Annotated in this window: 12 protein-coding genes; 7 read left to right on the forward strand and 5 right to left on the reverse strand. The window is 48.5% G+C overall.

All coding sequences use genetic code 11. From position 1 onward, the window contains the following. The first annotated feature begins 83 nt into the window (after positions 1–83). The 5 genes from OU814_RS22305 to OU814_RS22325 all read left to right on the forward strand — a co-directional run bounded on the left by OU814_RS22305 (position 84) and on the right by OU814_RS22325 (position 5,714). Entirely contained in the window at positions 84–1,106 is a 1,023-nt protein-coding gene (locus OU814_RS22305; protein WP_017291415.1) for a formamidase, read from the forward strand. A gap of 3 nt (positions 1,107–1,109) precedes the next feature. Continuing rightward, positions 1,110–1,790, forward strand: coding sequence for a biuret amidohydrolase (gene biuH, locus OU814_RS22310; RefSeq protein WP_017291414.1), 681 nt, complete (start codon positions 1,110–1,112; stop codon positions 1,788–1,790). A 100-nt stretch (positions 1,791–1,890) separates the two neighbouring features. Then, entirely contained in the window at positions 1,891–3,072 is a 1,182-nt protein-coding gene (locus OU814_RS22315; protein WP_017291413.1) for a BMP family ABC transporter substrate-binding protein, read from the forward strand. A 171-nt stretch (positions 3,073–3,243) separates the two neighbouring features. Beyond that, positions 3,244–4,068, forward strand: a complete 825-nt coding sequence (locus tag OU814_RS22320; RefSeq protein ID WP_268242141.1) for a sensor histidine kinase — start codon at positions 3,244–3,246, stop codon at positions 4,066–4,068. A 2-nt stretch (positions 4,069–4,070) separates the two neighbouring features. Then, the gene (locus tag OU814_RS22325) at positions 4,071–5,714 is read left to right on the forward strand and encodes a serine/threonine protein kinase (RefSeq protein ID WP_268242142.1); all 1,644 of its coding nucleotides are present in this window, start codon (positions 4,071–4,073) and stop codon (positions 5,712–5,714) included. Here the strand turns inward: OU814_RS22325 and OU814_RS22330 are convergent. The 3 genes from OU814_RS22330 to OU814_RS22340 form a co-directional block, all read right to left on the reverse strand. Then, the gene (locus OU814_RS22330) at positions 5,711–6,394 is read right to left on the reverse strand and encodes a M15 family metallopeptidase (protein ID WP_268242143.1); all 684 of its coding nucleotides are present in this window, start codon (positions 6,392–6,394) and stop codon (positions 5,711–5,713) included. The two genes, OU814_RS22325 and OU814_RS22330, sit on opposite strands and share 4 nt — an antisense overlap. Before the next feature lie 135 nt (positions 6,395–6,529). Next, on the reverse strand, positions 6,530–8,176 hold the full coding sequence (locus OU814_RS22335) for a protein kinase domain-containing protein (RefSeq protein ID WP_268242144.1): 1,647 nt from the start codon (positions 8,174–8,176) through the stop codon (positions 6,530–6,532). Between the two features lie 216 nt (positions 8,177–8,392). Next, positions 8,393–8,686, reverse strand: coding sequence for a WGxxGxxG family protein (locus OU814_RS22340; protein ID WP_017291408.1), 294 nt, complete (start codon positions 8,684–8,686; stop codon positions 8,393–8,395). Between the two features lie 244 nt (positions 8,687–8,930). Here OU814_RS22340 and hemE point away from each other — a divergent pair, with 244 nt between their 5' ends. Continuing rightward, entirely contained in the window at positions 8,931–9,992 is a 1,062-nt protein-coding gene (gene hemE, locus OU814_RS22345) for a uroporphyrinogen decarboxylase (protein WP_017291407.1), read from the forward strand. A 279-nt stretch (positions 9,993–10,271) separates the two neighbouring features. Further along, a complete protein-coding gene (locus tag OU814_RS22350) occupies positions 10,272–11,219 on the forward strand; it encodes an NAD-dependent epimerase/dehydratase family protein (protein ID WP_017291406.1) in 948 nt (315 codons plus the stop codon). 104 nt (positions 11,220–11,323) lie between these two features. Here the strand turns inward: OU814_RS22350 and petL are convergent, their stop codons facing one another. Together petL and OU814_RS22360 are read right to left on the reverse strand one after the other, a co-directional pair. Then, the gene (petL, locus tag OU814_RS22355) at positions 11,324–11,416 is read right to left on the reverse strand and encodes a cytochrome b6-f complex subunit PetL (protein WP_017291405.1); all 93 of its coding nucleotides are present in this window, start codon (positions 11,414–11,416) and stop codon (positions 11,324–11,326) included. Between the two features lie 203 nt (positions 11,417–11,619). Beyond that, the gene (locus OU814_RS22360; RefSeq protein WP_268242145.1) at positions 11,620–14,286 is read right to left on the reverse strand and encodes a DEAD/DEAH box helicase; all 2,667 of its coding nucleotides are present in this window, start codon (positions 14,284–14,286) and stop codon (positions 11,620–11,622) included. Positions 14,287–14,467: the final 181 nt, after the last annotated feature.

Below are 14,467 nucleotides of genomic sequence, written 5' to 3' on the forward strand. Positions count from 1 at the left end.
GCAAAACGGTATTCCAAAGTACGAATCGCCCTCAACCAAATGTGATAAAGCTGACAATCAGTTGAGTCTTGAGGGCAAAGTGCATGAGTGGTTTAGGTGGATTGAATAAATCTCCAAAGGGTGTTGTATTGGGACTGGTGCAGCTACAGCTTCCAAATGTTGTCACGCCCGACGATCTTGCGGCTCAGACCGATCGCATTTGCCAAATGGTCAGCAAAGCCCGTCGTAATATGCCCAGTATGGATTTAGTCGTCTTTCCAGAGTATTCCCTACACGGACTCTCGATGGACACAAATCCAAAAATTATGTGCCGAATCGATGGTCCAGAAGTTCAAGCCTTCCAAGCCGCCTGCCGAGAAAATCGCATTTGGGGATGCTTCTCGATCATGGAGTACAACCCACACGGCAATCCCTACAATAGCGGCATCATTATCGACGACCAAGGCGAATTGAAACTCTACTACCGGAAACTGCATCCTTGGGTTCCGGTTGAGCCTTGGGAACCTGGAAATCTAGGAATTCCGGTCTGTGAAGGACCGAATGGCAGCACGCTCGCGTTAATTATCTGCCACGACGGCATGTTCCCAGAAATGGCGCGCGAATGTGCTTACAAGGGTGCGGAAATCATGATTCGTACCGCAGGATATACCGCTCCAATCCGCCACAGTTGGCAAATTACCAACCAGGCGAATGCGTTTTGTAATCTGATCTACACCGCATCTGTGTGTATGTGCGGCACAGATGGCACATTTGACTCGATGGGCGAAGGTATGTTTGTCAATTTCGACGGAATGCCATTAGTGATGGGCAGCCATCGACCGGATGAAATTATCACAGCCGAATTGCGTCCCGATCTGGTGCGAGAAGCTCGGAGACACTGGAGCGTCGAAAACAATATTTACCAATTTGGGCATCGCGGCTATGTCGCGGTGAAAGGCGGAGCACAGGATTGCCCCTACACCTACATGAAAGACTTGGTGAATGAATCGTATCGCCTGCCTTGGGAAGATGAAGTGATTCACACCGATGGCACAAGCTGCGGATTTGACGCGCCAACGCGATCGTATCAAGGCGAAGAATTACCAACTTCAGTCACCAGAGGTTAAATCATGGGACGGTATGTAGAGGCTGAGCCTTATCAATATCCATTCAATGGCGATTTACGCCCTGAGAATACGGCTCTGATTGTGATTGATATGCAGACAGATTTCTGCGGTAAGGGCGGTTATGTGGACAAGATGGGCTATGACCTGTCTCTGACGCGCGCCCCGATCGAACCGATTCGGAACCTCCTCAAAGTGATGCGAGACCTGAATTACACAATTCTGCACACTCGCGAAGGACATCGCCCGGATCTCTCAGATTTGCCAGAAAATAAACGCTGGCGATCGCAACAAATCGGAGCCGGAATTGGCGATCCAGGACCTTGTGGGCGAATTTTGGTTCGAGGAGAGTCAGGTTGGGAGATTATTCCTGAACTCGCTCCATTACCCGGAGAAGTGATCATTGATAAACCCGGAAAAGGATCATTTTATGCCACTGATCTCGATTTGGTTTTGCACCGTAAAGGCATACAAAACTTGATCCTGTCCGGCATTACCACTGATGTCTGTGTGCATACAACCATGAGAGATGCCAACGATCGAGGATATGAATGTTTGTTACTGTCCGATTGTACGGGTGCAACGGACTATGGCAACCATCTAGCCGCGCTGAACATGGTCAAAATGCAGGGCGGTGTGTTTGGGGCGGTTGCCGATTCGACAGCATTGATTTCTGCGATCGCGTGAGCCTCTGCTCAGGCATCGCAAGATACGTGTTGAACAATACAAAAGCGAGCAGAAAAATCGATTTCAATACGATGGCAATTAACTTCTGTGAGGAGGAACGATGAGCAGTCAGGATTCACCGCGATCGCGCATTTCCCGCCGCCAAGTCATACGCGGATTGTTAGCGACTGGGGCATTTGGTGCAACTTCAAAGCTCTGGGTTGGCTGTACCCCAGCGAACGATTCTTCAACATCCAGTAGCAGCCCCGCCGCAGGCAAAGAACTTGTAATGGGGTTTATCTACGTCGGTCCTAAAGACGATTTTGGCTATAATCAAGCCCACTTCCAGGGAAAAGAAGGTGTCCAAGGTGTGAAAGTCGTCGATCAAGCCAGCGTGCCTGAAACGACCGAAGTACAAGAAGCAATGCGGAACATGATCGAGCAGGACAAAGCAACCGTTCTGTTTCCCACCTCATTCGGCTATTTTGACCCGCATATTCTTAAACTCGCCACCGATTATCCAGAAGTACAATTTTTCCACTGTGGCGCAATGTATGATGCAGCCAAGCATCCCAAAAATGTCGGCAGCTATTTTGGTTACATTGATGAAGCGCAGTATGTTGCAGGCGTGGTTGCCGGGCATATGAGCAAAACCGGAAAGTTAGGTTTTGTGGCAGCAAAACCAATTCCACAAGTGCTTCGCAACATCAATAGTTTTACCCTGGGAGCGCGAAGCGTTAAGCCAACAATTACAACCCAGGTGATTTTTACCGGGGACTGGTCTTTGCCAGTAAAAGAAGCGGAAGCGACCAACAGTTTGATTGACCAAGGGGCAGATGTGATTACTTGCCATGTAGACAGTCCGAAAGTTGTGATAGAAACGGCAGAGAAACGCGGGGCGTTTACGTCTGGCTATCACGCCAATCAGGCAGCACTTGCGCCGAAAGGCTATCTGACGGGTGCAGAGTGGGATTGGACGAAGGTGTATTCCGATTACGTCAAGATGATTCAAGAAGGTAAAACCTTGATGAATGGAGGGATTCCGCATTTGCTGCGCGGCGGATATAAGGATGGATTTGTGAAGATTTCGGCATTTGGACCGGCGGTGTCTGAGACTGCGAAGAAGGACGCCGAAGCCGCGAGGGACAAAATGAAGGCGGGTTCGCTAGTCATTTACAAAGGCGGACTCAAAGATAATACGGGTAAAGAGGTTGTCCCTGCTGGAAAAGACTATGCGACAACTGCGATCGAGCTTGAATCGATGAACTGGCTCGTAGAAGGGGTCGTTGGTAAAACGGCTTAGCAGTCTCGCTCAAGCTAGAGATTTGTTAGATCTGCGACGTTTCTAGAAAAAATGAGATCCTGATACTAAATTGGTTTGATTTGGTTACAAATCAATTCGGTGTCAGGATTTCGAGTGCAATGGGTGAAGTCGTTTAGAGTGATAAAGACTTTCTTTTTGCAATCCAGAACGATGAGTTGGATGAATTTGGTTTGGCTAGCTGGCGGCTTGGGAATTGGATTTGTGGGGGGTTGGTGGGCGAAGCGATCGTCTAAAGTCGCATCCTCTACTCTCGATCGCACATTGGAATTGGCGTATCAATCCGCACTCGAACTTGCGCAATTCAAGGCAGGATTTTTAGCCCGCACTTCCCACGAGTTACGATCGCCCTTAAGTGGATTAATCGGTTCGCAGCAATTAGTTCTAGGCGATCTCTGCGAATCGCCTGAAGAGGAGCGCGAATTTATTGAACAGGCGAACCTATCCGCTTTAAAGCTCGTGAAATTATTGGATGAAGTCATCCATGTTTCTAAAGTCGAATATGGAACCAGCCCATTAGACTTTCAGTCTGTTTCCGTCAGTGATGTGTTTGACAATGTATTTTCTTTAACGCATCTATTAGCAGAAAACCGGAATTTGCGATTTCAAATCGTGTTACCAGAACCCGATCTGGATGTGTTTGTCGATCGCAAAACGCTAGAGCAGATTTTAGTCAGTTTGATCAGTAGCGCGATCGCAACAATGCAGGAAGGCACGCTCAAGCTCTCAGCTCACATAGAATCCGAATTTGCAGTGATTGAGCTAGAAGATCAGCGACCGATCGAGGTATGGCGAGAAGCGATCGATCTGCTCAAAACCGAAGCTCCAAAAGATTTAGACCCACCTTCTCTGGGATTTCGCCTGCTGATGAACCAAACTTTGGTCGAGGTGATGAACGGTCGGTTAGAGTTAGGAAAGTTGAACGAAACCGTCACACAACTGCGGTGCGTTCTTCCTCGAAATGCGGTTCAATCTTAGGCATGGATTCACTCATCGGTCAGACAATTTCAAACGGCAAGTACACCCTGCAAGAAGAAATCGGGCGGGGAGGATTTGGCATTACCTTCAAAGCCGTTCATCACTTTTTGGATCAAACCGTCGTGATCAAAACGCTGAATGAAGCTTTGAAGGCAGAGAAAAACTTTGCCGATTTTCAGCGCAAATTCCAAGATGAAGCCCGACGGCTTGCGACTTGTATTCATCCCAATATTGTCCGGGTCAGCGACTTTTTTGTTGAAAACGATCGCGCTTACATGGTGATGGATTACATTCCAGGGCAGACCTTGGAAGACTTAGTCTTTCCCGATCGACCGCTGCCCGAAGCGATCGCAATTCGCTACATCCATCAAATCGGCGCAGCCCTTGAAGTCGTTCACCGCAACGGTCTGCTGCATCGAGATATCAAGCCGCAAAACATCATTTTGCATGAGAAAACTCAAGAAGCAATTCTCATCGACTTTGGAATTGCACGAGAATTTACACCGAATCAAACCCAAACTCACACGCAAATGATGTCGGTCGGATATGCACCAATCGAACAGTATTTTGCTCAAGAAAAACGCAGTCCTGCTAGTGATGTTTACGGTTTAGCAGCAACCCTGTATGCATTAGTCACCGCCAGAATTCCGACGGCATCAATTTTACGCGATCACGAACAGATGCCCGAACCCAGAGAGTTAGAACCTTCGATCAGCCCAGGCGTGAATCAAGCCATCCTGCGCGGAATGGCGATGAATGCCAGCGATCGACCTGCGACGATCGCGCAATGGCTAGAGCTATTGCCCCTGTCTAGCCCAACGGTGACTCAGCTTAGCTCAACGGTGACTCAGCCCCCCAAACCGGGCACTTCTGCAACCGTTGTCGTGCTACCTGCGCGTGAACCGATGACGACGATCGCGAAACCGGGATTGCGAGTCGTTTGGCTCCTTGCTGCTTTATCAGGATTAACGCTCACTGGAGTCGCGATCGCGATTCTCTGGTGGCAATCCCGCCAACCCCCGGCACCACAACTTACGCGCAATTCCCCAAGCCCCTTGCCCTCGGTTTCTCCTACCCCTTCTGCAACACCGAAACCTACGCCTTCTGAAACACCAAAACCCAAACCGAGCGTTGCTGCATCGCCCACTCCGACACCCGCACCCCAGCCTGTGCGGATTGATCCATCCCTGCCAGCGCCGATTACAGAAGAATCTCCCACTGCCTCTCGAGCTAATCCGAGTCGCGTTCCAGGCTTTGCTGTTGGCACTTCAGAACGAGAGGTGCGAGCCACACTAGGAGAGCCTGCCCAAACGAAACCGGGCTATTGGCAAAATACTCGCAGCGTTTTGTATGAGGTTGTTCCCGATCGCATTACCTTGGCATATTTATACGATCGCAATAGTAACCAAGTCAGACAAACTGAAGCCTCCTTTGCTCAAGCTGTGGATAATTTGACCATGCAAGTCACGGTCAATGGCATGTTAGGCAGTGAAGCAAATCCAGAAGTGATTGAGGCGTTGAAGCGAGTGTATCGCAGACAGAGCAATCTCCATAATTTCCAACAGGGCAATCTGCAAGGAGTCATTGCCCGGAATGAACAAGATCGGATTTATGTGGGCGTTTGGGAGGCAGGCTTGCATGACTAATATCCGCTTTTGTGAGCAACAGAAAAAATTTGTTCTGCTCTTGCACTCCCGACATACCGCCAGTGCCAAGGTTCAAAGCTCACGCCCTGCTTGTTATTGCGTGGGAAGGATAGCTCAAATCCATATTGATCAGCCGTCGCAGCTAACCATTGATACGCCCGAGTGTTTGCAAAGCTGATTTGTAAATCCGTATCGGGGCGTTGCCGATCAGCAATATCGATCGCATAGCCTGTATGATGTTCGCTGTATCCGGGTGGAGCGCTCCATTTTGCCGCTGCTTGTTTGCTGCCTCGACGGGCAATCTGTTGCTTCCATAATCCAGTCTGCACCGAGACAGACCGAAATCCAGAAATTGGCATCAGCGACACACCTGATTTTCGAGCCGCGATCGCCATCTGCTGAAAAGCTTGAACGGCTTCAACATCCATCGATTCAGACCTCGAAGAGCGGCTACGGACAAACTGACCGACCGTTTTCAATCGCGATGGATCGTCTTCTCGATAAGGAAAGTGTCCGTAGGAAGGTCGCATCGTGCTAGCTGGTACAGTTTGTACCGGAATCTCTAGCGTTTCTGTCTGTGAAACAACGAATTGTGGAATCAGTCCAACAATAGTGCTGGTTGTGAGAGCCGCGATCGCCAAAAATCGCAACAGTTTTAGAGATATCCAAGAGAGTTTCATCCAACGTCCTCGCGCAACCTAAGATCAAGCCTATGGTCTTCTTCGGTAGCATCATTCATGGTTTCAGCATAATTTCCGCAAAAAGTAAGAAATGTTCAGCAATCTAGCGGAACGGGTACTTGAAAATACACCCGTCTAAAATTTCAGTTGTCCTTGATGAATGAAGCCTGGAGTTCCGCACACATCTGTTGTGTACCAATCTCCTTTCCGTTCATAAACGTTAATTTCTTGCTTTTCTCGCACGGCACAAAGAATCGCTCCATTCGGCGAAGCTCTGACATTCGAGGGTGGATCAATTACAGTGGCAACGTCTGCTTTGGAGACTGAATCTTGCGGTACTGTTTGACCACAAATGCGCGCTAGCATTTGCTCAGTTGCAGCAGATTGAGGACGATTCACCTGTTGTTCTGGCAAGCTTTTCCAAGTCCCGCTCGCACAGTCGGTTTCTGCTCGAACTTGTTCGGCATCGAGATAGTACACAAAGCGAATCACCGCAGGATTACTGGCATCGATCGAACAAGTATCTAAGGTCAACGCTTGCGATCTCAATGTTGTTCCTGTTTGCAATCTGCACGATGCGTCGATCGCGGGTACAGGTTTAGCAGGCGGCTCAGGAGGCTTTGCGGGTTGCTCAGGAATTGGAGAAGGCTTTGACTGCGGCGGTTCGCTGGGTAAAGGTGCAGGAGATGGATCGAGAGATGGCTTCGGAGACGGAGATGCGATCGCGTTCGCGACTGGCGAATTCGAGATGATCGGAGTCGGTCGGCTTGTGAGGTAGGCAATCAACCCAGCGATTCCCGCCAGAGAAGCTACGGCTACGCCAACAAATGCCCATTGCCAAGTCCAGGGAGATCGTGCCACAGAGGGCGGTTGGGTTAGAGGTGTTGGCGCAATCTGTATCGTATCGTTAGGGATTTGAGAGACAGACGGCAGGATCGTCGAGGGTGGAACTGCACCGGGCGTTAATGCGATCGCCATGTCTTCTGCGCCTGCAAATCGTTGATTGGCGTAGGGCTGAATTGCTCGATCGAGGACTGCTGCAAAGTCAGGACTCCCATTCGGAGCATACTGCTGCCACAATACTTTTCCGGTCATCGGATCATTATCTAGCTGTTGTGGCTGTCTGCCAGTCAGCAGATAGATTGCAGTTAATCCCAAGCTATACAAATCACTGGAAAATACGGGACGACCTGCCATCTGTTCCGAGGGTGTATATCCAGGGGTTCCAATCACGATCGAATGGGTTGGATTCCCGCTAGCACTCATTACCGTATTGATCGTTTCTTTGACGGCTCCAAAGTCAATCAAAACGGGTTTTCCGTCCGAATGCCGCAGAATGATGTTGTCGGGTTTGATATCGCGATGGACAATGCCTTGACGATGAATATCTGAAAGGGTGGGTAAGAGATCCAGTAAGAGCGATCGTGCTTGCCTCTCACTAAACACGCCTCGCGATTCGACGCACTGTGTCAAGGTTTCGCCTTCGATCCATTCTTCTACCAGGTAGAACTCTTCTCCTTCGGCAAAGTAAGCATAGAGCCGTGGAATTTGATGGTGATGTTCTCCTAATTGTTCGAGAATTGCGGCTTCTCGTTGAAATCGCTCTTGGACGAGTTGATGAATTTGGAGATTGTCATGAATGGGTTTGAGTTGCTTGAGAACACATTTTCGTCTCGAAGGCATTTGAGTATCTTCGACCAGGTAGGTTTTGCCAAATCCTCCCTCTCCCAAAACATTGAGAATGCGATATCGATTGCTCAGAAGATTGATCGGACTACTCATGCATCAAATTTCTCGAACTGAGGAATATCTCATTTTACAGTCTGAAATTTTGCTTCGTATAGTGCTTACTTTTCTTGCTATTGAACAGCACGAGATTGCATCAAAGCTGAGCTTTAAGTCGGTATCTGGATGTTGTGAATCAGCCCTATCAATTTAAAAAACTCCGAGCTTCTGCAAGCCCGGAGTTCTGGAATATCCCGAAGTTCTGGGATACGTTTAGTAGCGATCGCGGGTACTCGATACATCAGCAGGATCGCGATATGCTGTTGCCGACGATGACGACGAGTACTCATCGCGACTGCTCTTGCGTCCCATCAAACCAAACAGACCCAACAACCCTAACAAGCCCCAATAGCCATTCCGACCTTCTTGATGATAATCAGCATCAACCGCAGTCGTTCCAGTTCCAGTTCCCGGTTCGCCAGGAGTGGTTTGGCTCATCGCTGGCAGAGACAACGGAGCAAGAATCAAAGCAGATACAATTGCAAACTTTGCAGCAAAATTAGACATGATTTATAAACCTCGTTTCACCTTGAACGACTCCAGCGTAGAAATTTTGAACCCCCGTTAAATCTGACTAAAGCTTGAGATCCCCTCTGTTAATAGGGACATTTCGTGGTAAAGAACCCTCTTCACTTAGCAGCATGAATATTTCAAAACCGTTACATTGATTGGGTTTGCGGCGCAACGCGATCCCGTCCGGTGATAGGCTAAGAAACGTAGAAAACAAAAGGATTTATTAAGAGGCTTCTCCATGACGGGTTCTTCGCACCTTCCACTTTTGTTACGGGCAGCACGAGGCGAGGCGTTGGATCGTCCGCCAGTTTGGATGATGCGACAGGCTGGTCGCTATATGAAGGCATATCGGGATTTGCGCGATCGCTATCCGTCATTCCGGGAGCGGTCTGAAATTCCAGAAGTCGCGATCGAAGTCTCGCTGCAACCGTGGCGCGCATTTAAGCCCGATGGAGTGATTTTGTTTTCGGATATTGTGACTCCTTTACCGGGGCTAGGTATCGAAATGGATATCGCTGAAGGCAAGGGTCCAATTATTGCTGATCCGATTCGCTCTCAGGCTCAGGTGGATAAGCTCCATCCTTTGGTTCCTGAAGAGACGATGCCGTTTATTAAAACGATTTTGAATTCGTTGCGCGAAGAAGTGAAGAACGAGGCAACTGTTCTCGGTTTCGTCGGTGCGCCTTGGACGTTGGCAGCATATGCGGTGGAAGGAAAAGGGTCGAAAACCTATTCGGTGATTAAGAATATGGCGTTTTCTGATCCAGCCATTCTGCATCAGTTGTTGTCGAAATTGGCAGATGCGATCGCAACGTACGCTTGTTATCAAATCGATTGCGGCGCGCAAGTGATTCAGATGTTTGATTCTTGGGCAGGTCAGCTTAGCCCCCAAGATTACGATACGTTTGCATTACCGTATCAGCAACAAGTCTTCCGCAAGATTAAGCAGGTTCATCCGGAGACTCCGTTGATTCTGTTAGTGACCGGAAGCGCGGGTTTGTTAGAGCGGATGTCGAAAGCAGGCGCGGACATTTTGACGATCGATTGGACAGTCGATATGGCAGATGCGCGTGCCAGATTGGGCAAAGATGTGAAAGTGCAAGGAAACCTTGATCCAGGCGTATTGTTTGGCTCGAAGGAATTTATCCGCGATCGCATTCTCGACACGATTCGCAAAGCAGGCAACCGAGGACATATTTTGAACCTGGGTCATGGCATTTTGCCGAATACGCCTGAGGAAAATGCAGCTTACTTCTTTGAGACTGCAAAACAAGTTGATCAACTCCTGAGCGCTGTCTAATCGCTTTGATTCGAGAGTTTAGCCCCCTAAGTCCCCCAATCTGGGGACTTTGAGCAAGAGAAATTATTCTGACTTGAGAAATTTCTACCGTTCAAAGTCCTGCAAATTTGGGAGATTTAGGGGGCTGGATCTGTTTTAAACATCGCGAAAACACTGACCCTACTGATTCACTGAAAAGACAGGTGAAAGGATCAGAAATAGGCAGAAGCGTTTATTCTGTTTATTCATAGGGATTTCCTCACACGTAATCATGTCTTTCATCCATCATCACCTCCCCCAATGACCAAGCGAATTTTTGTGACAGGTGCAACAGGTTGCATTGGTCACTACCTTGTTGAAACCCTGATCCAAGAGACTGAGCATGAATTATTTTTGCTAGTTCGGGATGCCCGAAAGCTCAAGATTGATGTGACTTTCAGACCGAATGTGACTGTGATTCAATCTGATATGCAGGAGATTGAGCAGCATCGGGATTTGTTACAGACGATCGATTGTGCAATCTTAGCGGCAACCGCTTGGGGTGGAGATGCTGTTTATGACGTGAATGTGGAGCGGAATCTGCAATTGATTTCCATGCTTGATCCAAATCGGGTGGAGCAAATTCTCTATTTTTCGACTGCGAGTATTCTCGATCGTCAAAATCAACTCTTGCCTGAAGCGAAGGAAATGGGCAATGAGTATTTGAAGTCAAAATATCTTTGCTATGAGCAATTAGAGCAGTTAGAGATCTCTAAGAAAATCACCAAACTCTTTCCAACTTTAGTGATTGGCGGTGGAGATCGATATCCTTATTCAGCCATCACTGCCGGAATTCCCGGCGTCGCGAAATGGGCGAAATTAATTCGGCTGTTTAAAGCGGATGGAAGTTTTCACTTTACACATGGACATGATATTGCCCAGGTTGTGCGATACTTGGTCGATCATCCCGCACCGGGACAAAGTTTAGTTTTAGGCAATGCAAAAATTACGGTAAATCAAGCGATCGAGGAATTGTGTGATTACCTGAAATTACGCCCCTTGATGAATATTCCGCTCTTGTGGATGGCGGATATTATCATCTTTCTGTTTCGGATTCAGGTGGGCGAATGGGATCGGTTTTCGATGAAATATCGCCACTTTACACATCTGAATCCAGTGAGTCCGGCATCCTTTGGGATGGCGAATTATTGCTCGACGATGGAGGATGTGTTGAAGTTGAGTGGGGTGAAGAAAAGGTTAGGGAGATAGAGGAGTAGGAACTGGAAAAGTGGAAGATGGGGAGAATCGTGTGCGATGTTTCGCAACAGGCAACAGAAGAAATTGTTTTAACTCTCCCCATTCCCCCATCTTGCCTAGATGAGCTTGATCGAGCGGAAGGCGAGAAATAAGCCATAAGCAACCGCGATCATGCTGCCAACTAATGCAAAGTAAGTGACTACTGCCATAAATTTTGTCTCCTAAGACTCCTAACAAAACTATACAGAATATTGCGATCGCTTGGATCGGAGCTTGTATATCTGATGAGTGCAACGCAATAAAGTGAACTGCTGCCGGAATTAGGTCTGCGATCGTTCGAGTTTCACTCCCGCATAGCAAACCAAGACGATGTGGTTAGTGCTTCCCTCGAAACACTTCAGGAAAAGTAATGTCACTCCACACTTTCATTGACCGGGAAGCGATCGAGTAATTGAATTGCCCGTCCCGCGTTCGCCTTCAAAGCATCGGAAACGTGGGGCGTATGCGGAATCTGCGACAGAAAATCCAACGTCCGCCGCAACAATCTCACTACATCTCCCTCATCCAAGCTCGTATTCTTACACAACTCCAACCAATCGACTCCTAAAGCCCACTGCTCGACCAATCCCACCATTTCATCTTCTAGCCACACCGGAAGCACGACCTGATACCGCCGCTGCACCTGAAACAGTTGCCGTCGCACCCGTCTTAACTCGCTCAACGCTTCTAGCACAGGTTCCGACACGTCATAGCGAGTCCAACTATCCGGACGCGAAACCTCGGTTACTAAGGCAGCACAAGCGGTCGCCAAGTGATGCGGATCAAGATGATCCAAATCATGCGACATCAGCGCCAATCCTAACCACAGTTCGTTATCTCCGCGAATTGCAGCCGTCGCTTCTCCAAGAATTGTCGGAGTCAAATCATCCAGACATCCAAACTTCCTGAGTACCTCGATCAGCGCCACAAATTCTTCCCAGTGTCGTTGAGATTGACGATCGAGTTTTTCTTGTCGATCGTCAATCTCACTTTGCAGCATTTCTATCCGCTTCTGCCGCTTGATAATTTGGGGACGATCGCCCCACTGATGCACTGGATGCGCCTCAAGTTGAGCCTGAACAGCATTCAACCTTTGCTTCTGCGCGTAAACTTCCGGCGCATCATCTGGCAATCCGGCGGGGTCGGGAATCATTTGTGCGATCGCTGCACTTTCTTCTGTTCCTCGACGCGCCTGTCCTGGTTTAAATACCAACTCCGGAGGTGGGGTCAACTCATCGACTTCCTGCAATCGCGGAATCTCACCTCGAAGGGCAACCACATCTGCGACGCTTGCCACATACCAGCGATTGTTCTGCCCCAAACAGACAAAGTAAGGAAACTGCCCAGAACCAGGAGCCTTCATCACCAAAACGGCTGGAATTAGTGTGGAGCCATCTCCTTTCAGTGTTAAAGCAGTTCCGGCAACGGCAAAAGAAAGTGCGATCGCCCGTTCCCCTGCTTGCATATCATCTGCTTGACTCTGCAACGTTTTCAGCAAGCGCTTCTCTTCTTTGATTCGCCCTTGTAGCTTTTCGTATTGCGTCAAAAGCTTCCAATCAATGTCAGAAACGATCGTTTCAAGTTGTTTTAATTCGAGCTTACAGCGATCGAGTTCTTGCTGTTGCGGGCGTAAATAAAGCGTTGACAAATATTGTCCAAAACTGCGTTCGATCAATTCTTTTACTTCTTCGATCGAATGCGTTTGCAACAAATTCAACACCATCCCATAACTGGGTGTGAACTGGCTGACTAATGGATCGGCTCCAGACGTTGCTAAATACGCCGCTTCTTTTGCCCCTTCAAACGGCGTTTGTACCGTCACAACATAGCCTTGATCGTCCATGCCGCGTCGTCCTGCCCGCCCTGACATTTGCAGAAACTCGGAAGGATTCAGCAATCGATGCCCTGCATCTGTCCGCTTAGAAAGACTGGAAATCACCGTCGTTCTCGCAGGCATGTTAATCCCCGCTGCCAGTGTTTCTGTAGCAAATACGACTTTAATTAATCCTTCCTGGAACAGTTCTTCAACTAATCCTTTCCAAGCCGGGAGAATTCCAGCATGGTGAGCGGCAATGCCTCGATACAGCGGTTCAACTTGTCCTGCTCGTCCGGCTTCAGGATTACGATCGAGAAAATCATCAATCCGTTTTTTTAACCTTGCCGTTTCCACGTCATTCACCAAGGTTAAAGCACCCAGTTCATTGACCGCTTTATCACAACCCCGGCGACTAAAGATGAAATAAATCGCCGGGAGCATATTCTTCGCGCTCAGTTGGCTAATCGTAAATGCCAAACTGGGCGGTTCTGGGCGAGTTGCTCCGCGTTGATTTGCCCCTCTTGGACGGTACTGAGCGCGCTTCGGCTTCAGTTTTGGACTCATTTTCTTGCCCGTCTCATCCAACAGTGGAAACAGTCCCTTCGGAGTGCAGAATGAGAATTGCAGCGGAACCGGACGAAAATCTGAATAAATTAACTCCGTCTCACCATGAACTTGCGAGATCCAATCGGTTAATTGATCACTATTTGCTACGGTTGCCGAGAGTGCGACGAGTTGGATCTCAGGCGGACAGTAAATAATCGACTCTTCCCAAACTGTGCCGCGCTGGCGATCGTTCATGTAATGACATTCATCAAGCACAACCGCCTCTACGCCAATCATTGAAGTCCCGACTTCCCCGATCGGTGTGCCATACAGCATGTTGCGAAAGATCTCAGTTGTCATCACCACGATCGGTGCGTCTCGATTGATTGAAATATCTCCCGTCAGCAACCCGACATTTTCGGCTCCAAACGTTTCTCGAAAATCTCGTAACTTTTGGTTTGAGAGGGCTTTGAGCGGCGTGGTATAAAACACTCGTTTCCCACCTGCGAGTGCGCGATGAATCGCATATTCCCCCACTAACGTCTTTCCTGATCCGGTAGGGGCGCAGACGACAACGGATTTTCCGGCATCCAGTGCAGCGATCGCGCTCAATTGAAATTCGTCGAGTTCAAACGGGTAGAGCTTAGAAAGATCAACTCTGGAAGGGGAAGTGTTCACCACGGAAAGCCAAAAGGTAAGGACTAAAAATCAGATAAAAGTCTTAAATGATTTTACGCTCTCATGCTAACGTAAGCGATCGATATTACCGCAGAATGCGGTTTTGATCGAAAAAAAGTTCGCTTGATCGCTTCGAGGCAAAATGCAATAGAGTAGATTATTCTATGCTTTGGTCTGGGGT

This window comes from Leptolyngbya sp. GGD (assembly GCF_026735145.1).
GTDB lineage: Bacteria > Cyanobacteriota > Cyanobacteriia > Leptolyngbyales > Leptolyngbyaceae > Leptolyngbya > Leptolyngbya boryana.